The 23974-nt window shown below is 59.3% G+C and carries 18 protein-coding genes and 1 pseudogene; 10 read left to right on the plus strand and 9 right to left on the minus strand.

Annotation, left to right across the window (positions count from 1 at the left end; genetic code table 11):
- Positions 1-272: 272 nt before the first annotated feature.
- A complete protein-coding gene (gene purU, locus B3N48_RS04575; protein WP_296180017.1) occupies positions 273-1124 on the plus strand; it encodes a formyltetrahydrofolate deformylase in 852 nt (283 codons plus the stop codon).
- 95 nt (positions 1125-1219) lie between these two features.
- Positions 1220-1402: a hypothetical protein gene (locus B3N48_RS04580; protein WP_296180018.1), complete on the plus strand. Its 183-nt coding sequence runs from the start codon at positions 1220-1222 to the stop codon at positions 1400-1402.
- Here B3N48_RS04580 and B3N48_RS04585 read toward each other — a convergent pair.
- A pseudogene (locus B3N48_RS04585) lies at positions 1382-2374 on the minus strand (lysylphosphatidylglycerol synthase transmembrane domain-containing protein). The gene B3N48_RS04580 and the pseudogene B3N48_RS04585 overlap by 21 nt on opposite strands.
- A 298-nt stretch (positions 2375-2672) precedes the next feature.
- On the opposite strand from B3N48_RS04585, the gene B3N48_RS04590 reads away from it, so the two are divergent.
- Complete coding sequence (locus tag B3N48_RS04590) at positions 2673-4163, plus strand: helicase HerA-like domain-containing protein (RefSeq protein WP_296180019.1); 1491 nt, start codon at positions 2673-2675, stop codon at positions 4161-4163.
- 73 nt (positions 4164-4236) lie between these two features.
- Here the strand turns inward: B3N48_RS04590 and B3N48_RS04595 are convergent, their stop codons facing one another.
- Positions 4237-5709 carry an inorganic phosphate transporter gene (locus B3N48_RS04595; protein ID WP_296180021.1) on the minus strand — a complete coding sequence of 491 codons (1473 nt, stop codon included), beginning with the start codon at positions 5707-5709 and terminating at the stop codon, positions 4237-4239.
- 209 nt (positions 5710-5918) lie between these two features.
- Here B3N48_RS04595 and B3N48_RS04600 point away from each other — a divergent pair, with 209 nt between their 5' ends.
- Positions 5919-7298 (plus strand): hypothetical protein, encoded by a 1380-nt coding sequence (locus tag B3N48_RS04600; RefSeq protein ID WP_296180022.1) that lies wholly within the window; start codon positions 5919-5921, stop codon positions 7296-7298.
- Positions 7299-7471: 173 nt separating this feature from the next.
- Here the strand turns inward: B3N48_RS04600 and B3N48_RS04605 are convergent, their stop codons facing one another.
- Entirely contained in the window at positions 7472-7669 is a 198-nt protein-coding gene (locus B3N48_RS04605) for a hypothetical protein (RefSeq protein ID WP_296180024.1), read from the minus strand.
- Positions 7670-8501: 832 nt separating this feature from the next.
- Between B3N48_RS04605 and pcaR the strand changes: the two genes are divergently transcribed.
- The 4 genes from pcaR (at position 8502) to pcaD (ending at position 13018) form a co-directional block, all read left to right on the plus strand.
- Positions 8502-9344, plus strand: coding sequence for a pca regulon transcriptional regulator PcaR (gene pcaR, locus B3N48_RS04610; RefSeq protein WP_296180026.1), 843 nt, complete (start codon positions 8502-8504; stop codon positions 9342-9344).
- Between the two features lie 136 nt (positions 9345-9480).
- Positions 9481-10683, plus strand: a complete 1203-nt coding sequence (pcaF, locus tag B3N48_RS04615) for a 3-oxoadipyl-CoA thiolase (protein ID WP_296180028.1) — start codon at positions 9481-9483, stop codon at positions 10681-10683.
- A 172-nt stretch (positions 10684-10855) separates the two neighbouring features.
- On the plus strand, positions 10856-12145 hold the full coding sequence (locus B3N48_RS04620) for an MFS family transporter (RefSeq protein ID WP_296180031.1): 1290 nt from the start codon (positions 10856-10858) through the stop codon (positions 12143-12145).
- An 84-nt stretch (positions 12146-12229) separates the two neighbouring features.
- Positions 12230-13018 carry a 3-oxoadipate enol-lactonase gene (gene pcaD, locus B3N48_RS04625; protein ID WP_296180034.1) on the plus strand — a complete coding sequence of 263 codons (789 nt, stop codon included), beginning with the start codon at positions 12230-12232 and terminating at the stop codon, positions 13016-13018.
- Positions 13019-13215: 197 nt separating this feature from the next.
- On the opposite strand, the gene B3N48_RS04630 is transcribed toward pcaD, so the two are convergent.
- The 3 genes from B3N48_RS04630 to B3N48_RS04640 are packed head-to-tail and all read right to left on the minus strand — an operon-like array spanning position 13216 to position 18953.
- On the minus strand, positions 13216-14682 hold the full coding sequence (locus tag B3N48_RS04630; protein ID WP_296180038.1) for an AdeC/AdeK/OprM family multidrug efflux complex outer membrane factor: 1467 nt from the start codon (positions 14680-14682) through the stop codon (positions 13216-13218).
- The gene (locus tag B3N48_RS04635; RefSeq protein WP_296180040.1) at positions 14679-17807 is read right to left on the minus strand and encodes an efflux RND transporter permease subunit; all 3129 of its coding nucleotides are present in this window, start codon (positions 17805-17807) and stop codon (positions 14679-14681) included. Before B3N48_RS04635 ends, B3N48_RS04630 begins: the two co-directional genes overlap by 4 nt.
- Before the next feature lie 3 nt (positions 17808-17810).
- Entirely contained in the window at positions 17811-18953 is a 1143-nt protein-coding gene (locus B3N48_RS04640; protein WP_296180042.1) for an efflux RND transporter periplasmic adaptor subunit, read from the minus strand.
- A gap of 254 nt (positions 18954-19207) precedes the next feature.
- Between B3N48_RS04640 and B3N48_RS04645 the strand changes: the two genes are divergently transcribed.
- Together B3N48_RS04645 and B3N48_RS04650 are read left to right on the plus strand one after the other, a co-directional pair.
- Entirely contained in the window at positions 19208-19870 is a 663-nt protein-coding gene (locus B3N48_RS04645; RefSeq protein ID WP_296180044.1) for a TetR family transcriptional regulator, read from the plus strand.
- A 292-nt stretch (positions 19871-20162) separates the two neighbouring features.
- On the plus strand, positions 20163-20984 hold the full coding sequence (locus tag B3N48_RS04650) for a cache domain-containing protein (protein ID WP_414704195.1): 822 nt from the start codon (positions 20163-20165) through the stop codon (positions 20982-20984).
- 78 nt (positions 20985-21062) lie between these two features.
- Here B3N48_RS04650 and B3N48_RS04655 read toward each other — a convergent pair whose 3' ends face one another.
- From B3N48_RS04655 to B3N48_RS04665, 3 genes are all read right to left on the minus strand, one after another.
- Complete coding sequence (locus tag B3N48_RS04655; protein ID WP_414704205.1) at positions 21063-22517, minus strand: MDR family MFS transporter; 1455 nt, start codon at positions 22515-22517, stop codon at positions 21063-21065.
- A 190-nt stretch (positions 22518-22707) separates the two neighbouring features.
- Positions 22708-22884, minus strand: a complete 177-nt coding sequence (locus B3N48_RS04660; RefSeq protein WP_296180053.1) for a hypothetical protein — start codon at positions 22882-22884, stop codon at positions 22708-22710.
- 129 nt (positions 22885-23013) lie between these two features.
- Positions 23014-23907: a LysR substrate-binding domain-containing protein gene (locus tag B3N48_RS04665; protein ID WP_296180055.1), complete on the minus strand. Its 894-nt coding sequence runs from the start codon at positions 23905-23907 to the stop codon at positions 23014-23016.
- Positions 23908-23974 lie beyond the last annotated feature (67 nt).

A 23974-nucleotide genomic window follows, 5' to 3' on the forward strand; every position in this document is an offset into this window, starting at 1 on the left:
AAATGTTTTATCTGACGCATTTTGAAATAGCCGCTAGTCCTACGCCGTTTCGTGAAAAAAGTGTCATGCGCGTCCCGCGTAAATACCTACGCTATTTAGTAGGTTTATTGACGCCCTGTTTCGTGGCAGGGAGCGCAGCGCGAGAACAGCGATGCATTACCGCTGATCGAGGTCGATTTCGATGGCACTGAAATCAGTTCGAACAGCCTACTGCACGGTCGCGTGGTAACCGCTAGAATAGCCGCCTTTGCGAAGTTCTGGAGTTTCCCCCCATGCGCACTTTTCGTCTGGTGATTGCTTGCCCGGACCGTGTCGGCATCGTTGCCAAAGTCAGTAACTTTCTGGCGACCTACAACGGCTGGATTACCGAAGCGAGTCATCATTCCGACAGCCTCAGTGGCTGGTTTTTCATGCGTCATGAAATCCGTGCCGATACCCTCCCGTTTGACCTGGATGGCTTCCGTGAAGCGTTCACGCCGATTGCCGAAGAATTCGGAATGGATTGGCGCATCACCGATTCGGATCAGAAGAAGCGCGTAGTGCTCATGGCCAGCCGCGAGTCTCATTGTCTGGCGGATTTGCTGCACCGCTGGCACAGCGATGAACTGGACTGCGAGATTGCCTGCGTCATCTCCAACCACCAAGATCTGCGCAGCATGGTCGAGTGGCACAACATTCCCTATTACCATGTGCCCGTTGACCCGAAAGACAAGGAACCGGCGTTTGCCGAAGTGTCGCGTCTGGTCAAGCAACATGAAGCCGATGTCGTGGTGCTGGCCCGGTACATGCAGATCCTGCCGCCACAGCTTTGCCGTGAGTACGCGCATCAGGTGATCAACATCCATCACAGCTTCCTGCCCTCGTTCGTAGGCGCCAAGCCGTATCATCAAGCCTCGTTGCGAGGCGTGAAGCTGATTGGCGCGACGTGTCATTACGTCACCGAAGAACTGGACGCGGGCCCGATCATCGAGCAGGACGTCGTGCGTGTCACTCACCGCGACAGCATCGAGAACATGGTGCGTTTCGGCCGTGACGTGGAAAAAATGGTGCTGGCGCGCGGTTTGCGCGCTCACCTTGAAGACCGTGTGCTGGTGCACGACAACAAGACGGTCGTGTTCGACTGAGTGTCTTCCCTCAAGCTTGCCGCTGCGGGCGTGAATGGCGCCCTCAGCGAATGGCTTTCCAGCAGCATTGATTCCAAGCAGAGGATGTTGCAGACATGACCAACCCCCTCGACAAAGCCACCTCCAAAGCTCCGCCTACACTGGGAGAAGGCTGCCTCAGCCGGTACGACCCGGATGCGTTATCGCCCGATGATGGCACCGACTTCGAGGGCGCTGCTCAATTGTGGGATGCGCTCAAGCCTGTGGACGAGGACGAATCAGGTCTTGATCCGCAATAGCTTGATCAGCAGCGGTTTGCCCACCATCAGCAGAAAGACCGGGCCGCCTGCAACCAGGTAGAAGTAATAGGTCACGATGCGCCAGATCAGAATCGCCGCTGCTGCGGTCGATTTCCCCACCATTGGCGCCAGTAAGGCCGCCGATGTCAATTCCGCTGCGCCGGCGCCGCCAGGTGACAGGCTGAACTGTCCCGCGCTCAACGACAGCATCTGTACCAGAAACGTCTAGGCCCAATCGATGTTCACCCCAAGCCCGATCAGCGCCAGGTAGAGCACGCTGTAGCGTAGCCCCCAATGGACGCACGTCAGTAGGAAGACTTTGAACAGCACCCGATGGGGCATCTTCCAGGTTTCCGCCAGCGCGTCACGAAAATGCAGGAGCTTGCGCGCCCAGCGAAGGCGAGTGGTGTTTTTGCGTTTCAGGCGTTTGAGCAGCCGGCCATTGAAGAGGATGATCCGCCGATGGAAACGGGCGAAACCCGCGCACGCGCACAGCCCTGCGCCGATCAGCAAGGCGCTGGCGATCAGCATCCACTCGAGGTTTTCACTGAGTTTGTGAAACACCGCGTAAATCAAAATGCCGATCAGGGCGAGCAGAAAAAACACCAGGTCATTGAGCTGGTCAGTCGCGAACGCCGCGGTGCTTTTGGCCGGGCCGATCCCGCAGCGTGACAGCAATGCCACCAGCGTCAGCGGCGCACCACTGCCACCGGGCGTCGCGCTGTAGGCGAATTCGGTTGCCATGACCACACCCAGACTCTTGCGCATCCCCAAACCATTGGCGCTGTCCCCCAATAGCAGACGCAGGCGCATGGTGTTCGCACACCACCCCACCAGCACCATGCCGAACATCGCCAGAAACAGCGGCAGCGGAAAGTTACGCAGGCGATGAAACATGTCCATGCCCCCCATGAACAGGGGAATGAGCAATGCGAGCACCAGCAGTGCCACCAGCCAGAACAGTCGCTTCACGCGCAGAACCTGCGACGTCGATGCGCGGGCGCCTTGCTACGTCGGACGAGTCGATGAGGACGCGACGGGGCGTCGATTCGAGCAGAGATGGGCATCTGGAGAGTGTCCTGCAAATTTGCGTCCTTGATTGACCGCCATCAGGGGCGGGTGTTCGGCGAGCGCCTTTGGCCTCGTGATCATCGCGCTGGGTGAACTAGAGTGAAGGGGCCGACTCGGGTTGGCAATCTTCGATGCAGAAGAAGCGTAAGCGTTATCTCGATCTTGCTGCGTAAAACCAATGTGATCTGTGGGTGAAGACATGCCGGATTCTCAAGACATTCTTATCGGCGCCGGGCCGGACGGTCAGCCGATCGGTCAGGCGCTACGTCTGGCCAATCGTCACGGCCTGGTGGCGGGCGCGACGGGCACGGGGAAAACCGTGACATTGCAACGCTTGGCGGAAGCTTTCAGTGATGCCGGCGTTGCGGTATTTGCGGCCGATATCAAAGGTGATCTCTGCGGATTGGGCGCGCCGGGCAATCCACAAGGCAAGGTCGCCGAGCGCATCGCCAGCATGCCTTGGTTGAACCACACACCTCAGGGATATCCCGTCACCTTGTGGGATGTGCAAGGCCAGTCTGGCCATCCATTGCGCACGACCTTGTCGGAAATGGGACCGTTGCTGCTCGGTAGCCTCCTCGAACTCACCGACAGTCAACAGTCGGCGTTGTACGCAGCGTTCAAGGTGGCCGATCGCGAAGGGTTGTTGTTGCTGGATATCAAAGACCTCAAGGCGCTGCTCAGTTACCTGCGCGATCAGCCCGACGTGCTGGGTGAGGACAGCGCGTTGATGACCACCGGGTCGAGCCAGGCGCTGTTACGTCGCCTGGCAGTGCTTGAACAGCAAGGTGCCGAGGCGCTGTTTGGCGAACCTGCCTTGCAGCTGGAAGACCTGCTGCAGTTGGCACCGGATGGGCGAGGGCGTATTCATCTACTCGATGCCAGCCGCCTGGTTCACGAAGCGCCCAAGGTCTACGCGACGTTTCTGTTGTGGCTGCTGGCTGAACTGTTCGAGCAACTGCCGGAACGCGGCGACGCCGACAAACCCTTGCTCGCTTTATTCTTCGACGAGGCGCACCTGTTGTTCGCTGATACGCCCAAAGCGTTGCAAGACCGACTCGAACAAGTGGTGCGCCTGATTCGTTCCAAAGGGGTAGGCGTGTATTTCGTCACGCAGTCCCCGGGGGATCTGCCAGACGCCATTCTGGCGCAGCTCGGTTTGCGAATTCAGCATGGCCTCCGAGCATTCACCAGCAAAGAGCAGAAATCCCTCAAGGCGGTGGCGGCGGGCTTTCGGCCGAATCCGGAATTTGATGCGCTGACGGTGTTGACGGAGCTGGGCATCGGCGAGGCGCTGGTTGGCACGTTGCAGGAAAAAGGCACACCGGAAATGGTCAGGCGGGTATTCGTGGCCCCGCCGCAGTCGAGAATTGGTCCGCTGAGCGAGGCTGAGCGGGCGGGATTGATCGCCCAGTCGCCACTGGCGGGGCGCTATGACAAACCGGTGGACCGGGAATCTGCCTACGAAATGTTACTGGCACGCAAAGGGCCGGTGGTTGATAAGGCACATCCGCCTGCACCGGAAGGAAAAGCTGAAGGCGGCTTCGCGGACATGGCGGGCGGTTTCTTGGGTGGCTTGGCCGGCCAGGCGGTCAAGAGTGCAATGCGCCAGGCTGCGAATCAGATTGGACGGGAGCTGGTGCGGGGGCTGATGGGCTCACTATTGGGTGGAAGCAAAAAGCGGCGCTGAGCGAAGGGGCATCCCAGAAACGAAAATGCCCACTCAAGCAGTGGGCATTTTTTGTCTCAGGCTATCGACGCAGTCACGCCAGTGCTTTCGACGCCAGCCAGAACAGACCCGCCGACAGCGCGACGGTGGCAGGCAGGGTCAGCACCCAAGCCAGCAGGATGTTGCGAACGGTGCCACCTTGGAGGCCACTTTTGTTGGCGACCATGGTCCCGGCCACGCCAGATGACAGGATGTGGGTGGTCGAAACGGGCAGGCTGAACACGTTCGCCAGGGCGATGGCGCTGGCGGTGGTGATCTGCGCCGACATGCCCTGCGCATAGGTCATGCCCTGTTTGCCGATCTTCTCGCCGATGGTGAGTACCACGCGCTTCCAGCCAACCATGGTGCCGATACCCAGCGCCAGTGCCACCGCCAGAATCACCCAGAAAGGGGCGTATTCGGTGGTGGTGGTCAGATCTTTGCGCAGTTTGTCGAGATCGGACTTTTCCCGGGCGTCGAGAGCGGGCAGCTTCCCGACCTTGCGCGCGGTGTCGTCAAGGCAGAGCAGGTAGCGGCGAACTTCGATGCGGTGTTCGGGGGCCAGGCTGTGGTAATCCGTCACGCCTTTGAGGTTGTTCAGCAGCGCGTCGATGGTGGGTTCGGTCTGCTCAGGGTTGCAACTGAAACGCTCAGGCAGGTCGCCCGATGTCGATTTGCCCAATGCCAGGTATTCACCCAGTGTCGCGCTGTTGCGCTGATAGAACTGACTGAGGTGCTGGGTCGCATCACGGGTGCGCTCGATTTGATAGGTAGTGGTGCTCAGGTCCAGCACGAACTGGGCCGGAACGATGCCGATCAGCACCAGCATGATCAGGCCGATGCCCTTCTGGCCGTCGTTGGAACCGTGGACGAAGCTGACCGCCATCGCCGAAATCACCAGGACCAGGCGATTCCAGAACGGCGGATGCTTCTTGTCGTCGATGCTGCGGCGCTGTTCCGGCGTCTTGTGCATCTTCGACAACGGGCGCCAGGTTTTCAGCCCGATCAGCACCAACCCCGCGACGATGAAACCGGCCAATGGGGAAAACACCAGCGAGGCACCGATATCGATCGCCTTCTGCCAGTTCACCCCTTCACCCAGCGGAATGTGGTTGATCAGCGCGTTGGCCAGGCCTACGCCCAGAATGGAGCCGATCAGGGTGTGTGAGCTGGAGGCCGGAATGCCGAAATACCAGGTGCCGAGGTTCCAGGTGATCGCCGCAGCCAGCAGCGAGAAGACCATTGCCAGGCCATGACCGGTGTTGACGTTGATCAGCAATTCGACCGGTAGCAGATGGACGATGGCATAGGCCACGCCGACGCCGCCCAACAGCACCCCGAGAAAATTGAACACACCCGAGAAGAACACGGCCAGATGAGGCGGCATGGCCTTGGTGTAAATGACTGTCGCCACCGCGTTGGCGGTGTCATGAAAGCCGTTGATGAACTCGAAGGTGAGGACAAACGCGAGGGCGAGCAGCAGGCTCACAATCACCCAAGCATCCAGTCCGCTGAATAAATCGATCATGGAAGGTTTTCTGACCCGGTATTAAGGGGGCGGGATTATGACAGAAAAAAAACTAACCGATAGGCAAGCCGCCGATTGGTAATGACTTGCGACGAAATTCTTTTGCGCTACAGAAGGCCCTTCCTTGGCTGACCGAGGAATTTCGGAACCTTCCTACAGCTCGGCGCCACCCAGTCTGAGTTATTCCCACAGTTCAGGTGCCGATTCCGATGAATACCAACATCCCGCTGACCGCGCATCGCCCGCTTCCAAATACCGCGGGTGTTCAACATACGACGGCCGTGGCCGCTGTTTCGCCGCAAGAGACCAACCGGATTGCCATCGCCCATCATCTACGGCATCAGGTGTTTCATAATTTGCCGGACCCGGGTCGTGAAGAGTTGGTGCGCACTCGATCTGAGCGCCTTGCAGCAAAGGGCAAAACGGCTGCGGACGTGATAGACGTGCTGGCCAAGGGCAAGCAGGCGGATGACTATTCCACCATGTTGGTAGGCGGCATCCGTTCTTTACCTTTCACGGCGGCAGGAGCGCTGCTTACGGCGCTGCCGGAGATCATGACGTTGAATGGCAAAGACTCGCGAGTAAATACGCAAAACGTGTTGAGCGCAGCGCTCTTCGTGGCGACCAACTCGATTGCCGGAGGGGTGCTGAAACGGTCGACGAGCGATACGCAGTGGTTGTCTGCTGAAGGGAAACAGCTTGAAGACGCTGTTGCGGCCCACGCGGAAAGCCATCAAGCCAGTAATTTCAAGAAAGGCGTTGCCAGTGCCGTGACGGTCCAGACCTTTACCGGCAAAAACATCGGTGCATCGCTGATGAGCGCCGCGGGTAAAGGTGTTGCGAGTTCGCTGGGCAACGAGGGCTACGCCAAGGTTGCCGGTACGGTGAAAGGGGCGATCTCGTCAGGAGGTTCCGCGGCGGCGGGCGCGATGATGTCGCTGCTGCAGCTCATCTGGGACAGGAAAAACGAACGGGCCGGCCCTGAATACTTGATGGGCAGCCGTGACTGGGAACAGCAGTTCGACAAACTTGAGGCCTATAACTTCAAGGAGAAGTCCAAGAGCGTATTCTCCCGCGCCGCGCATTTGCCGCTGGACATCGCGCAAGACGCCAGCAAATCCATCCAGTCGCTTTTCACGCCGACGGGTATCGTTTCCGACCTGATGATCCTTGGAGGCGGGATCGCGGCCAACGAACTTCTTCGCGCAAAAGGCAAGCAGCTCGCATTGGCCAGTGGCGCATCCGAGACGGCGGCAACGCTGGCAGGCGACCTGCTCGCATCAGGTGGCGAGGCGGCTTACTTTGGCGCATGGGCGATGACGGCCTCAGTGACTGCCGACGTTGCCGCCTATGCCAACAAGATGATCGACAAACTTCGTACTCGGGGTGCGCTCGAAGAAGGCGATCTTGCGGAAGGACAGCGCCTGCTGGAGGACCCGAATAACCGGGCTTCCGATGCAGGGCAACCCACCATGCATGATCAAATCGTTCAGCAGGCTCAAGCCCAGGCCAGCGGTACGGAAGCGGAAGCGAGTGGATCGCGGGCGCGCCCCCGCACGTCTCTGACGCGTACAGAGATGAACGTCTGACTCAACGGTCACGCCGGTTTTTGCAGCTTTGGAGCGGATGCGTCGCATGCTGCAGCGTCCCGAATGCCCCCTCAGCCCACAGCCATTTCGCCAGGGCTGACGGGGGTTGGAAGCGATTCTGGCATCTGCGCGCTTTGCTGCAGACCCGCGAACGAGTACCCCGAGCAGAATGATCAGGGTTCTTCGTTGAGCTCGCTTTCCATCTTCTGAAGTTCCTGCTTGAACGCTTGATCCAGCAGGCTGGCACGCTTGCGCCAAGGCTTGCGTTCTGGCTCGGGCTGAGCGGCGTAGGTGGTCACTTCACCGCCGTATACTTCCTTGTAACGTTGTTCCTGGCGCTCTAGTTCTGCGCGCAGTTCATCTTTGGTCACGTTATTACCTGAGAGTGTCAAGTTGGGCCCCGGTGTTATCGCTGTGTACCGGAAGTACGAAATGATTCAATGACTGACCGCTGGAGCGCGAGCGGTGGCGATACGTCTTTGATGAAACTTTTCAGCACTAATTCCACAAGCGGCTACGCACACCAGAACGACAAAACTGTCGTAGCTACATTCGATTAATAGGTTGCCAGTAGGCAAACGAATTGACTTGGCTTTTGGCCCGACTATCGCCAGCGCTGCACTTGGCTAGTGCATGCGGTGCGTTGATTGGATCCACAGTCGGTGGGGCTGCACACGTCAATCACGCCTTGGCGCTCTAGTACGTCAATGTCCGGTACTATCTCCAAGACGATGACGAGAGTCAACTGTAGAGCGCAGTTCACTTGAATAAGTGAGGACAAATACTCTTTTCGTGTACGAAGGTTCCGAAGTTCGTGCCGGCAAAATTATGACGAAACTTTGTTAGTCATAACAATTGGCTCATCAGACAGATTTCTGACGACGGAATTCCATTGCAAGTGGCGGATATCGATTGAGGCAGTTGTATGAGGATGATTACAAGCAAAAGTGGGCGGGCGGCGTTGGGAGTAAAACGGCCTCGCGATTAGCAAGGCCGTGCCTGGGACTTCTCAGTGGGTACCTGACCAGTATTTCCAAGAAGCCACATGGTGGCGTGTGAAAGGTATAAGCATCGACGCTACGGGTCAATTGCGATTATCGGTCAGTCGTTCGATAATCGCCCAAATCACGCTTGCCGATCCCTAAAAAAGAAGCGAGAGTGGCGCAACAGAAGGCCTGCGTGGCAACGACGAACGGTGTGCAAATGAACGATCAACTGCGTAACTCCTTTGCTTCGCTGGCCCCTCCGATCGTGGCATCGCCGGCCAAACGGATCCAGGCCTTCACCGGTGATCCCGACTTCATGACCTCTCTGGCCCGTGGCTTGGCGGTGATTCATGCCTTTCAGGAACGCAAGCGTCATCTGACCATCGCGCAAATCAGCCATCGCACCGAAATTCCCCGTGCGGCTGTCAGACGATGCCTGCATACGCTGATCAAGCTTGGCTACGCGACCACCGATGGCCGAACCTATTCGCTGCTGCCGAAGGTGCTCACCCTGGGCCATGCTTATTTGTCATCCACGCCCTTGGCAGTGTCGTCTCAGCCTTACCTCGACAAAATGAGCAGCCAGTTACACGAGGCTTGCAACATGGCGACCCTCGAAGGCGACGACATTCTTTATATTGCCCGCTCGGCCACGACCCAACGCCTTATCTCTGTCGACCTCGCGGTTGGCGGGCGTTTGCCGGCGTACTGCACCTCCATGGGCAGAATTCTGCTGGCGGCGCTGGATGACGTTTCGCTCAAGGAATACCTCGATCACGCGGACCTGCAGCCCAAGACCAGCCGGACCCTGCACACCGCCGAAGCGTTGCTTGAATGCCTGCAACAAGTGCGTCAGCAGGGCTGGTGCATTGTCGATCAGGAATTGGAGCAGGGCCTGCGGTCGATTGCCGTGCCAGTCTATGACGCTTCCGGGCAAGTGCTGGCGGCGCTCAATGTCAGCACCAGCGCTGGCCGGGTGACGCGCAACGAGCTGGAGCAGAAGTTTCTCCCCATCATGCTCGACGCCAGCCGGGACCTCAGCACTCAACTTTTCACCTGATACCGCCGGCGTTTTAACCGTTCGATTATCGAACGGTTAGTCGATTATCGAATTGCCCCCTTGCAACACGCAGGCATAACCTGACGGTCACTTGCGCGCGGTGGTGCGCGCCTACCCCAGATGCATAGGGAGAAGCATGATGCGTGACGTATTTATCTGCGACGCGGTTCGTACGCCAATCGGCCGTTTCGGAGGCGCGTTGGCGACGGTCCGCGCCGATGATCTGGCGGCGTTGCCGATCAAGGCCCTGATGGAACGTAACCCGTCGGTGGACTGGCAGGCGCTCGATGAGGTCTTTCTTGGCTGCGCGAACCAGGCAGGCGAAGACAACCGCAACGTCGCGCGCATGGCGGCGCTGTTGGCAGGCTTGCCGGTTTCGGTACCGGGCGTCACATTGAACCGGTTGTGCGCTTCGGGCCTGGATGCCGTGGGTTCGGCGTTCAGAGCCATTGCCTGCGGAGAGATGGAGCTGGCGATTGCAGGCGGCGTCGAATCGATGTCCCGCGCCCCATTCGTGATGGGCAAGGCGGAAACGGCATTTGGCCGTGGACAGAAGCTCGAAGACACGACCCTTGGGTGGCGTTTCGTCAACTCGCAGCTGAAAGAAGCGTATGGCGTGGAAACCATGCCGCAGACCGGTGACAACGTCGCCGAAGACTACAACGTTTCTCGCGAAGATCAGGACGCCTTTGCATTGCGCAGTCAGCAACGCGCCGCAACGGCGCAGGCGAGCGGGTTTTTTGCCGAAGAGATTGTCCCGGTGCGTATTGCGCACAAGAAGGGCGAGATCCTCGTCGACCAGGACGAACACCCGCGTGCCGACACCAACCTCGAGGCCTTGAGCAAGCTGAAGCCCGTCAACGGCCCCGGAAAAACCGTCACGGCGGGGAATGCCGCAGGCCTGAACGACGGCGCTGTGGCGATGATTCTCGCCTCGGCCGAAGCGGTCAAGACCCATGGACTCACGCCTCGGGCTCGTGTCTTGGGCATGGCCAGCGCGGGCGTGGAGCCTCGCGTCATGGGCATCGGGCCGGTACCAGCGGTGCGCAAACTGGTTGAGCGGCTGGGGCTTGCGGTATCGGATTTCGACGTCATCGAACTCAATGAGGCCTTCGCCAGCCAAGGCCTGGCCGTTATGCGCGAGTTGGGCATTGCCGACGATTCGGCCCTGGTTAATCCGAACGGCGGGGCGATCTCCCTTGGCCATCCGTTGGGCATGAGCGGTGCGCGTCTAGTGCTGACAGCGTTGCATCATCTTGAGAAAACCGGCGGCCGCAAAGGGCTGGCAACCATGTGCGTCGGCGTGGGCCAAGGCCTGGCTCTGGCAATCGAACGATAAGCGAGACCATGAGACCCATCACCCGAGCCGTCGCGGCCTTCACAAAAGGTCGCTGACCGCTTGGGTGATTGTCTTTGTGATGTCTGAATGTTACTGATTAAGTCTAACTGTTTCAGGTTATGTCGTAGACTCACGTTTTACGCGGGTCCATATAAAAATTGGGGAAACAATAATGACAACGACTCACTACACCGGAGAAGAGAGGCGCAAGCGGATTTTCGCGATCGTGGGTGCCTCTTCGGGCAACCTGGTGGAATGGTTCGACTTCTATGTCTACGCCTTCTGCGCCATCTACTTCGCACCGGCTTTCTTCCCGTCCGATGATCCCACCGTTCAACTGTTGAACACCGCTGGCGTGTTCGCCGCGGGCTTCCTGATGCGTCCAATCGGAGGCTGGCTGTTTGGCCGGGTCGCCGACAAACACGGCCGCAAAAACTCGATGATGATCTCGGTCTTGATGATGTGCGGTGGCTCGCTGGTCATCGCCTGTCTGCCGACGTATGCCGCCATCGGCGCGTGGGCACCTTTTCTGTTGCTTGTCGCACGCCTGTTTCAAGGCCTGTCGGTGGGGGGCGAATACGGCACCACGGCGACCTACATGAGTGAGGTCGCGCTGCGGGGGCAGCGGGGCTTCTTTGGCTCGTTCCAGTACGTGACCTTGATCGGCGGGCAATTGCTGGCGGTGCTGACGGTCGTGATCCTGCAGCAATTCCTCAACGCCGACGAGCTGAAAGCCTACGGCTGGCGGATTCCATTCGTCGTGGGTGCCATTGCGGCGGTGATCTCGCTGCTGCTGCGCCGCTCGCTCAAGGAAACCACGACTGCGGAAGTGCGTCAGGACAAAGACGCCGGCAGCATGGCCGCGTTGTTCCGTAACCACACCCGCGCGTTCATCACCGTATTGGGTTATACCGCGGGCGGCTCGCTGATTTTCTACACCTTCACCACGTACATGCAGAAGTACCTGGTGAACACCATGCACATGGACGCCAAAACTGCCAGTTACATCATGACCTGCGCGCTGTTCTTCTATATGTGCATGCAGCCTCTGTTCGGCATGCTGGCGGACAAGATCGGTCGTCGTGCGTCGATGATGTGGTTCGGCGCGCTGGGCACACTGTGCACCGTGCCGATTCTGATGACCCTCAAGACAACCACCAGCCCGGTCGTGGCCTTTTTGCTGATCACTCTCGCCTTGGCCATCGTCAGTTTCTACACCTCCATCAGTGGCCTGGTGAAAGCCGAGATGTTCCCCGTGCATGTCCGTGCCTTGGGGGTGGGTCTGGCGTACGCCGTCGCCAATGCGATCTTTGGCGGCTCGGCGGAATTCGTGGCGCTGAGTTTCAAGAACATGGGCTCGGAAAACATCTTCTATTGGTACGTGACAGGCATGATGGCGATTGCGTTCTTCTTCAGCCTGCGTTTGCCGAAAAAGCCGGATTATCTGCACGAAGACCATTGATCGGATTGCGCGCGCCTGTCACCGGGCGCGCGTGTCCATATCCCTCGACGACTTTCTTGCCAAGTGCTCGATTAAGGAGATGTGATGGCATTCGTACAACTTCAAAGCGGTCAACTGCATTACGAGATTCAGGGTCCCGACGACGCTCCGGTGCTTGTTCTGTCCAATTCGCTGGGTACCGATCTGCACATGTGGGATGCCCAAGTCCCTGAGCTCAGCAAGTTTTTCCGGGTGTTGCGGTACGACACGCGAGGCCATGGTCAATCGGTGGTGAGCCACGGCCCCTACGCCATCGAGCAATTGGCTCGCGACGTGCTGGATTTGCTCGATGCTTTGAAGATAAAGCGCGCACATTTCTGTGGCCTCTCGATGGGCGGGTTGATTGGCCAGTGGTTGGGTATTCATGCCAGCGATCGGCTGCTTAAGTTGGTGTTGTGCAACACGGCTGCGAAGATTGGCGGTCCGGACACGTGGGGCCCCCGGATCGACACGGTGGAGAAGGGCGGCGAGCAAGCGATGAAAGACTTGCAGCCTGGCACCGTGCAGCGCTGGTTCACGCCGGATTTTGCCCGTGATCATGCGGACAGGGTAACGGCAGCGATAGACGTGCTCGCGGCGACTTCGCCGGTGGGCTATGCGGCGTGCTGTGCAGCGGTCCGCGATGCGGATTTCCGTAAAGAACTGGGATCGATCACGGTCAATACGCTGATCATCTGCGGCAGCCATGACCCGGTCACGACAGTGGCTGATGGGCATTTTCTGCAGAACCACATCAAGGGTTCACAGCTGTCGGACTACTATGCGGCGCATCTCTCCAACGTTGAATTGGGCGAAACGTTCACCTTGCGCGTGAAGGAATTTCTGCTGAGTTGAGCAGGTCGGCGAATCAAGGCCTGGGCTCAATGATGTTTTCTGTCGAAGATTCTATGTTGGCTGGCAAACTGCAATCGCCACCAAAGCCGCCTCCACGATGAAGACAGCGTCCAACCGTCAGATACGTTAAGCGTCAGCGCCTGCATGACAGGCCATAAAAAACCCACCGTACGGTGGGTTTTTTATGGGTGGGTGAATCAGAACATGCGCATTTGCGGCACATCGCCCGAGGTCGGCTTTTTCTGGCCGGTCGGGGTCTGTTCGTACCAGCCGCCACCCAGTGCGCGGTACAGATTGACTTCGCTGTTCAACTGCGCAAGACGATCGGTGATCAGCGACTGCTGCGCGCTGAACAACTGACGCTGAGCGTCGAGGAAGGTCAGGTTGCTGTCGATGCCGATACGGTAACGACGCTCTGCCAGGCGGTAGTAGTCCTGGTTAGCGTTCACGAAATCGTTCTGCGCCTTGAGTTGATCGGTGAAGGTCTTGCGTGCTGCCAAGCCGTCGGACACCTCCTGGAAGCCTGTCTGAATCGCCTTCTCGTAGTTGGCGACGCCGATGTCCTTCTGAATCTTCGAGTAGTCCAGGCTTGCCCGCAGGCTGCCCGCGTTAAAAATCGGCAGGTTGATCTGCGGCTGGAACAGCCAGGTGCCGGAGCCTCCTTTGAACAGACCGCTCAGGTCGCTACTTGCGGTTCCGGCACTGGCCGTCAGGCTGATGCTCGGAAAGAACGCGGCACGGGCAGCGCCAATATTGGCATTGGCCGCTTTCAGGTTGTGCTCGGCCTGAAGGATGTCCGGACGACGTTGCAGCAGTTCCGACGGCAAGCCCGGAGGCATCTCGTTGAGCATGTCAGCGCTCAACGGTTGCGGCGCTGGCAAGTCGGCGGGCAGACCCGTGCCAAGCAGCAGCACGAGATTGTTCTCGTCCTGCGCGACCAGACGTTGGTACTGCGCCAGCTTGACGCGCGCGCTTTCCACGGACGTCCTCGACTGCGCCAGATCGAGTGCCGAGGCGACGCCGACTTCGTTGCTGCGTGAGGTCAGGCGAAGGCTTTCTTCGAAGGCACCGAGGGTGTCTTGGGTCAGCTTCAGCAGTTCCTTGTCAGCCTGCCAGGTCAAATACGCGTTGGCGACGTTGGCCACCAGGCTGATCTGCGTGCTGCGACGGGCCTCTTCGCTGGCGAAGTAGGTTTCCAGCGCTTGCTCGCTCAGGCTGCGCACTCGACCGAACAGGTCCAGCTCATAGGCGCTGACGCCCAGGCCCACCGAGTACTGACTGGTGATGTTCGCTTGACCGGTCTGCGACAAGTCCCCCGGCACGCGTTGGCGGGTGCCGGACGCGTCGGCGGCCACCGCCGGGAACAGGTCCGCACGCTGGATGCGGTACTGCGCACGGTAGGCGTCGATGTTCAATGCAGCGACACGCAGGTCGCGGTTATTGCTCAGCGAGGTCTGGATCAGCTGTTGCAGTGCCGGGTCGCGGAAGAACTGGCGCCAGCCTTGTTCGGCGGCCGCCTGGTTGGCCGCTTCGGCCGGCGAATACGCCGGGCCTTGCGGATACTGGGCGGCCACCGGTGCAGCGGGCTGCGTGTAATCAGGGATCAACGAGCAGCCGCTCAGCACGAACGCGGCGACTGCCAGAGAGATCAGGGACTTGCTCATTGGCCAGCCTCATCGTGTGGGATGTGTTTCTGTTTGCTTTTGAACAACCCGGATACCGATACGAAGAACAGCGGCACCCAGAAGATCGCCAGAATGGTGGCGGTGATCATACCGCCAATCACCCCGGTACCGATCGAGTGCTGACTCCCCGAGCCTGCGCCGGTGGAGATCGTCAGCGGTACCACGCCGAGGATGAACGCCATGGACGTCATCACGATCGGACGCAGCCGCATCCGGCACGCTTCCACTGCCGCATCCATCAGCGACTTGCCCTGCTCATGCAGTTCCTTGGCGAACTCGACGATCAGAATGGCGTTTTTCGCCGCCAGCCCCACCGTCACCAACAGGCCCACCTGGAAGAACACGTCGTTCGACAGGCCGCGAAGGCTGGTGGCCATCAGCGCACCGATTACACCCAGCGGAACGACGAGCAGCACGGCGATCGGGATCGACCAACTCTCGTACAAGGCCGCCAGACACAGGAACACGACCAGCACCGAGATTGCATACAGCGCCGGAGCCTGTGAGCCGGAAAGGCGTTCTTCGAACGACAGCCCGGTCCAGGAATAGCCGATGCCTTGCGGCAGTTGCTGCGCGAGTTTCTCGATTTCCGCCATCGCCTGGCCGGTACTGTAGCCAGGGGCCGGTGTACCCAGGATTTCTTCGGCAGGTACACCGTTGTAACGCGACAGTTTCGGCGAACCGAACACCCACTCGCCACCCGCGAAGGCGTCGAACGGGACCATCTCGCCGCTGGCGTTACGCACGTACCACTTCTTCAGGTCCTCCGGGCTCATCCGCGATTTCGGATTACCCATGATGTACACCTTCTTCACCCGACCGCGGTCGATGAAGTCGTTGACGTAGTTACCGCCCATCGCCACCGACAGGGTGGTGTTGATGTCGGTTTGCGTCACGCCAAGGGCGCGGGCTTTCTCGTCATCGATCAGCAGCTGGTATTGCGGTTCGTCCGTCAGGCCATTGGGGCGCACACCTGCCAGGATCTTGCTTTGCGAAGCGAGGCCCAATAATTGGTTACGTGCCTGCATCAGCTTTTCATGGCCCAGACCGGCCTGATCCTGCAGATAAAGGTCGAAACCGGTGGCGTTACCCAGTTCCAGTACCGCAGGTGGAACCACGGCGAAGGACATCGCATCGCGGAAGCCGAAGAAGTGGCTCTGGGCCCGTTTCGCGACCTCGAACACGCTGTTGGACGTGTCGCGATCTTCCCACGGCTTGAGCAACACGAATGCCAGCCCCGAACTCTGACCACGACCTGCGAAGTTGAAGCCGTTGACCGAGAACACCGATTTCACGCCCGGGTCGGTCAACAGGTATTCGCGCATCTTGTCGAGGGTGTTTTGCGTCCGCTCGGCTGTAGAGCCCGGCGGCGTCTGTACCTGCGCGAAGATCACGCCCTGGTCTTCTTCCGGCAGGAATGCGGTTGGAATCCGCGTGAACATCCAGATCATGCCCGCGAAGATCGCGATGTAGACCAGGAACGCCGGAAACTTGTGCCGAATGATGTTACCGACGCCGCGCTCGTAGCTCAGAACGCCACGGTCGAACGTACGGTTGAACCAGCCAAAGAAGCCTTTGCGCGGCTGACCGTGCTTGTCGGCATCGATCGGCTTCAGCAGCGTGGCACAGAGTGCCGGGGTAAAGACCAATGCGACCAGTACCGACAGCGCCATGGCCGAGACCACGGTGATCGAGAACTGCCGGTAGATCACGCCTGTGGAGCCGCCGAAGAACGCCATGGGCAGCAGTACTGCCGAGAGCACCATCGCGATACCGACCAGTGCGCCCTGAATCTGCTCCATCGATTTGCGCGTGGCATCCCGTGGCGACAAATGCTCCTCAGCCATCACCCGCTCGACGTTCTCCACCACAACGATAGCGTCGTCCACCAGCAAGCCGATGGCCAAGACCATGCCGAACATGGTCAGGGTGTTGATGGTGAAGCCTGCGGCGGCAAGGATGCCAAACGTCCCGAGCAATACCACCGGCACCGTCAGCGTGGTAATGATCGTCGCGCGGAAGTTTTGCAGGAACAGGTACATCACCAGGAACACGAGAACGATCGCTTCACCCAGGGTGTGAACCACCCCGTTGATCGATTCCTTGACCACAGGCGTCGTGTCGTACGGATAAACGGCCTTCATGCCCGGCGGGAAGAACGGCTCCAGACGGCTCATGGTGTCGCGAATCGCCTTGGAGGTGTCCAGCGCGTTGGCACCGGTCGCCAGCTTGATTGCCAGACCAGAGGCCGGCTTGCCGTTGAACTGGGCGTCAACGCTGTAGTTCTCACCACCCAGACCGATGCTCGCGACATCTTTCAGGCGCACCTGAGAGCCGTCCTGATTGACCTTGAGCAGAATGTTGCCGAACTGCTCGGCAGTTTGCAGGCGGGTCTTGCCGATGATAGTGGCATTGAGCTGCTGACCTTTGACGGCTGGCAACCCGCCGATCTGGCCGGAGGAGACCTGGACGTTCTGCGCCGTGATCGCGGTTTTCACGTCTACCGGGGTCAGTTGGTAGTTGTTCAGCTTGTCCGGATCGAGCCAGATACGCATGGCGTACTGGGCGCCGAAGACCTGGAAGTCACCCACCCCAGGGGTCCGGGCGATCTGGTCCTGGATGTTGGAAACGATGTAGTTGGACAAGTCTTCCTTGGCCATGCTGCCGTCTTCCGACACCAGGCCGATCACCAGCAGGAAGTTTTTAACCGCTTTGGTGACGCGCAAACCTTGCTGCTGCACTTCTTGCGGCAGCAGCGGGGTCGCGAGGTTGAGCTTGTTCTGCACCTGAACCTGCGCGATGTCGGGGTTGGTGCCTTGGTTGAAGGTCACCGTGATGGTCATGCTGCCATCAGAGTTACTTTCCGACGAGATATAGCGCAGGTTGTCGATGCCGTTCATCTGCTGTTCGATCACCTGAACCACGGTGTCCTGCACGGTCTGTGCGGACGCACCTGGGTAGGTCACCTGAATGGCGATGGCCGGTGGCGCGATGGCCGGATACTGGTTGATCGGCAAGTTGAGGATCGAAAGTGCCCCGACCAGCATGATCACGAGGGCAATGACCCACGCGAAAATCGGTCGGTCGATGAAAAACTTCGACATGAATCATTTACTCCCTTGAGCGGGAGCCGGGGCGGCAGCTGGCTTGACGTTGGTCGCGTCCGCTACGGTGACTTGAGCGCCCGGCTTGACGTATTGCAGGCCTTCAGTGATGACGCGGTCGCCTGGGCTAAGGCCTTTATCGACCACCCAGTCGGTGCCACTGGTGCGGTTGGCGACGAGCGTGCGCTGTTCCACCTTGTTGTCCTGATTCACGATCAGAGCGGTTGGCGTGCCTTTCAGGTCACGGGTCACGCCTTGTTGCGGCACCAGAATCGCCTGCTCATTCACGCCCGATTGCAGACGCGCATGCACGAACATGCCCGGCAGCAGCGTGTGATTGGGGTTCGGGAACACCGCGCGCAAGGTGACGGAGCCAGTGGTCTGGTCAACCGACACTTCCGAGAATTCCAGCTTGCCCTCGATCGGGTACTGGCTGTTGTCTTCCAGTGTCAGCTTGACCTTCGCGGCATTGTCGCCAGCCTTCTGCAGCTTGCCGCTTTCAAGTTCACGACGCAGGCGAAGCATCTCGGCGGAGGACTGAATCACGTCGACGTAGATGGGGTCGAGTTGTTGAATGGTCGCCATCGCATCAGCCTGACCATTGCTCACCAGCGCGCCTTCGGTCACCAACGAACGGCCCACGCGACCGGAAATCGGCGCATAGACCTTGGTGTAACGCAGGTTGATTTCGGCGGTTTGCACAGCAGCTTGGGCTTCGCGCGCGTTGCCGACAGCGGTGTCGTATTCCTGACGGCTGACTGCCTGTTCATTGATCAGCTGTTTATAACGTCCTGCCAGAGAACTGGTGGCGTCATAGGTGGCCTTCGCGCTGTTCAGATTCGCTTCGTAGACCGCAGGATCGATCTGATACAGCTGTTGGCCGGCCTTGACGTCCGTACCTTCAGTGAATAGTCGCTTGAGAATGATGCCGTTGACCTGCGGGCGAACTTCCGCGACGCGATAGGCCGTGGTGCGTCCGGGCAGATCGGAAACCAGCGTATAGGGCTGGGTCTGGATGGTCACTACGCCGACCTGAGGGGGCGGTGGTGCAGCCGCAGCCGCGTCTTCTTTTTTACTACATCCGCTGAGCAGCGATGCCAGGGCGGCGGCAGTGACCAGTACGGTAACAGCTGGCTTGAATTGCATGAAGATCCTCGGGTCAGGAGCATGAGCTCATGAGAAGTGGAAAGGGCGTATAAAAAGTTTCCGGCTGGATAAGTAGCAAGCTAATGAATATACTTACGTTCACGGTTGTTTGTAAACACCCGCGGCTGCGACATGCGAACGCACCGAGGGCATCGATTGTAGGTCCGGGACAAGGCGATACAAGCGCCGCCCGGCGCACTGCTCAGGCCACTCGCAAAAAGAGCCTGAAGCACTTTCAATGAGGTCTTGCTGCCATGGTTCGTCGCACGAAAGAAGAAGCTCAGGAAACACGCAGACAAATTCTTGAGGCGGCCGAGCAGGCATTTTTCGAACGAGGCGTTGCGCGCACGACGTTGGCGGACATCGCGACGTTGGCAGGCGTCACGCGCGGGGCGATTTACTGGCATTTCAGCAACAAGGCCGACCTGGTCCAGGCGATGCTGGACAGCCTGCATGAACCGCTGGAAGAAATGGCCCGTGCCAGTGAAAGCGCGGATGAAGTGGACCCATTGGGGTGGACACGAAAGCTTCTGATTCATTTGTTTCAGCAAGTTGCAATAGATCCGAAGACCCGCCGCATCAATGAAATTCTGTTTCATAAGTTCGAATTCACCGATGAAATGTGCGACATGCGGCGCCAGCGGCAATTCGTCTGGCTCGACGCCAACGAACGCATCGCCCTTGCGCTGAGCAATGCATCTCGCCAGGGGCAATTGCCCGCCGATCTCAACCCTCGCCGAGGGGCTATCTGCCTGCATGCTTATATACACGGCATTCTGGGTCAGTGGTTACTGGTTCCCGACAGCTTTCCGTTGTTCCAGGACGCCGAACGTCTGGTGGATACCGTTCTGGACATGCTGCGCTACAGTCCCGCATTACGGGACACTGCCCTGCCACTGGCTTCCAGCCAGGGTTGAAGGCTCAGTGAACGCATGCCTTCGTGCAAGCCCGACCCGCCTTGGCGTCGGGCTCCGAATATAACCGTGTGGCGCTTCGCCTGCATCTATACATTTCTTCATGTCTGATGAACAGCCGTTCTACTCAGCCTTTATGTAAATCCACCCGCACATTTTGCTCGCCAACAGCGGGTCGATAACGCGCATAAATGCTTCCCCATTGCCATCACCGGTCTAAGCTTGCTCGCAGATCAATAAGAAAGGGATGCGCGCGATGCCAATCATTTCCAAACGTATAACGTGGAACCTTCTCATGGCGATGGCAGTGGCCTGTTTGGGCTTGGCCCAGGCCATGGCGGCGGATGACGCGCAGGAAGCGGCTGCCGCCAAGGCCTTGCTTGAAAAAGCCGTTGCCCACTATCGCCAGGTTGGCGACAAGGCGCTTGCCGAATTCAGCCGACAGGGCGAGTTCGTCGACGGTGAGCGCTATGTCTTCGTGACTGACACGAGCGGCGTGATGCTCGCCAGTGGCGGCCCTTCGGTAGCGCTGATCGGACGTGACATTTCATCCGTGCTTGATCCCGATTTGCAAAAAGCGTTCAAGGGCGTGCTGCAAACCCCGGAGAGCGCAGGCATTCAGCAAGCCGAATACCGTTGGCAGAACTGGCGCGACGGCAAGGTCGAGCGCAAACGTGTGTATTTCCAGCGTGTGGCGAATCGCATTCTCGCCGTCGGCTATTACCTGCCGCGCGCTGCACCGCAACAGGCCAGGGCGTTGCTGGACAAGGCGTCGAACGCGCTGGCGCAAGATCAGAGCAGCACCCTCGAAGCGATTAACAGCCTGAAGGGTGGCTTTCTGCAGGACGACCTTTACGTGTTCGTGGTCAACGTCAACACCAAACGCTATGTCGCTCATGGCACCAATCTGCGACTGGTGAACACCGATTTCAGCAAGATCAAAGACCCGGAAGGTAAGCCAGTCGGCCTGCCGATGCTGGAAATGATCAAGAAACAGCCCGAGGGCGAATACGAATACCGGTGGCGCAACCCGATGACCGGGGAAGTCGAGCACAAGCACGCGTACATGCGCAAAGTTGGCGATTTTCTGGTGGCGGTGGGGTATTACAGCGCGTGAGGCAGACCTGCCACTGCGGTTTTGGGTAAGGGCCGGCTCGCCGGCTCCCACCCTTTTTATATGCGCTGCAAGTGCGCCTTAGCGATCCTTGTCTTCCCGTCCTCTCAGCAGATGATTCGGCATCGCCAGTGCGGCGGCCAGCCCGAGGAGGGACACCCCCGCGCTGGCCATCAGCAGGTGCTGGAAGGTCATCGATAATTGTCCTCGCAACAACGCCAGCGCCGGGCCGCTGACCGCATGCAGGCTGTCCATCAACAGATTGCCCGAGCTGCCTTCGGCGGTCAGCGAGCCGTTGTCGACCCCGCCCAGCCCCGAGCCTGCCAACATGGCCAGCAATAGCGCCGACATACTGGCCACCCCCACGGCGCCGCCCAGGGAACGGAACAGGTTGGTAGTGCTGGTTGCCACGCCCATGTCTTTCATCTCTACCGAATTCTGCGTGCCCACCAACGACGTTGGAAATTGCAGGCCGCTGGCGATGCCCGTCAACACCATGAACAGGCCGGTCAGCCATACCGACTGCGCTGGTGTGAAGGCGATGCCAAGGATGGCCAACGGCATCAGCGCCGCGCCGGCGAGAATCATTGGCTGATAACGGCCGGTCAACGACGTGCGACGGCCTCCGAAGTAGGCGCCCATCGGCATGCCAATCGCCAGTGGCATCAGGTGCAACGCCGCGCTGTCGGCGCCGCCACCGGTCACGGTCTGAAAGCGCAACGGCAACAACACGATCAACGAAATGGCCTGAAAACTGGTGAAGAAAATTGTGCACCAGCACAGTACCGCGCTGCGGTTGGCGAACAGGTGCATGGGCAGGAGAGGCTCGCGAGCCCGACGTTCGTAGATCACGAAAATCACCAACGCCAGCAGTGCCACGCCCAGCTGTGTCAGCACGTGCTGGTCGCGCCAGCTATGGCCTTGGCCGATTTCGGTGATACCCAGCAGTAATGCAGTCAGGCCCACGATCATCAGGATCGTGCCTAAATAGTCGATAACAGGTTTGCGTTGCGGAACCGGCAGGCCGATGAGCGTCTGGCGTGCGACCCACCACGCGACGAGGCCCAAGGGCAAATTGATGAAGAATACCCAGCGCCAGGACAGGTATTCGGTCATGAAACCACCCAACACTGGGCCTGCCACGCTGGCGGCGGCGTACATGCCACTGAAATAACCCTGATAACGGCCGCGCTCGCGTGGGGGCACGATGTCGCCGATGATCGCCTGACTCACCGACACCATTCCGCCCGCGCCAATGCCCTGTAACACCCGCGCCAGCACCAGTTGCTCCATGCTTTGGGCCATGCCGCAGAACAACGAAGCCAGCGTGAAAAGCCCCAGTCCGAATAGCATCAGGCGACGACGGCCATACAGATCGCCGAGTTTGCCGTAGATCGGCACGGCGACGGTCAGGGCGACCATGTAGGCTGAGATCACCCAGGCGAGCAGGTCGAAATCCTTGAATTGCGCAGAAATGGCGGGCATCGAAACCGCCACGATGGTTTGGTCCAGGGCACTGAGGAACACTGCCATCATCAGCGCGAAGAGAATGCTGCGAATGTCCGGGCGTGTTTGATGGAGGCTGTTCACGGAAAAAGACTCGAACGGGCAGGGTGACCCGCCGAGGGCCCGGCGGGAGAGTGCGTCCAGTCTAATCCGTTAGCTTGCTAATCGATAGCTGCCTTAATCGATTCACTCACGCGTCGGATCGGGCTTTTCATGAGTATTAGCGCAGTGCGCTGAATGTCGCGTCTGTTGGCGAGCAATGGCCGAAGGTGCAAACCACCGCCATGCGCGGCGACTGCCGTAATTGCTCGATTCGATACGCGCCAGCGGCATAGATGCTCAGAACGGTGACGACAGCGACGACATAAACGCATTGTCTTTTCAGCGTGGTTCTCATGACGCGTACCTCGATCCGGTTGCATTTATTTTTGTCGGACAAGGTGAGTGTAGGCCGCTGTGCGCGCTGCCGCGGGCTCGCGGAAGATTGTATGTTTTTATCGGTCGCGCCCGGAGGCTGACGCTTTGGTTATGGAACGTTCCGGCGCGCTTGGGCCTGCGCCTGCAGCCAGTCCAGAAGCTCGCGAATGTACGGTTTCGCGGCAGAACGTGGTGGGTAGACGACGTAATACGCAGCTCCGGTTTTCACCTTGAGGTCAAATGGCGTCATCAGCCGGCCAGTGCTCAAGTCTTCACCGATCAGCGCCCAATCGCCCATCGCCAAGCCCGACCCTTGAGACGCAACGGTCATGGCCAGATCCATCGTGTCGAAGTGCTGCCCTTTGCCCACGTTGCTCAGGCGGGTGCCCGCGGCTTTCAGCCAGCGTTCCCAATCCTGCTCGTCGAGGGTCGGGTGCAGGAGCATGTGCTGTTCCAGGTCGCCGAATTGTTCGAGGGGGTGCGCGCCATTTAGAAGCGAGGGGGCACACACGGGCGTCAGTTGTTCTTCGAAGAGCGGGTGCACATGCCCCAGATCGTCGGGTTGCGCGCCGTACACGACCGCCGCGTCGAAACGTTCACGACGAAAATCCACGCCGTGGGCAATGGTCGTCGTCAACTCGACGGGCACGTCCGGCCGTTCTTTCTGCCACTGCAAAAGCCGGGGCAGCAGCCAGCGAGTGATGCAGGTCGGTGCTTTGAGCTGGAGCGGCTGCTGCTCGGCGCCCATTTGATCCACCGCTTCCTCGATCAGGCTGAACACTTGCTCGATGCGCGGCAAAAAAGCCCGGCCTTCTGCTGTCAGGCTCAGCCCCCGCGCTTCGCGGTGAAACAGGCGGTGCCCTAATTGATTTTCCAGCCCGGAGATCTGCCGACTGACGGCGCCCTGCGTGATGTGTAGCGCTTCCGCCGCCCGTGTGAAGTTGCAGCATCGGGCGGTGATGAGAAAGGAGTGAAGGGCGGGCAACGGCGGCAGGCGTTTCATGAAAAGAGGCAGCCATGATCTGAAAACATGGCTAAGCATGACATTTTTTGCGTTGTCATCGATATGC

Origin of the sequence: Pseudomonas sp. UBA1879, from assembly GCF_002338065.1 — a bacterium.
Classification (GTDB): Bacteria; Pseudomonadota; Gammaproteobacteria; order Pseudomonadales; family Pseudomonadaceae; genus Aquipseudomonas.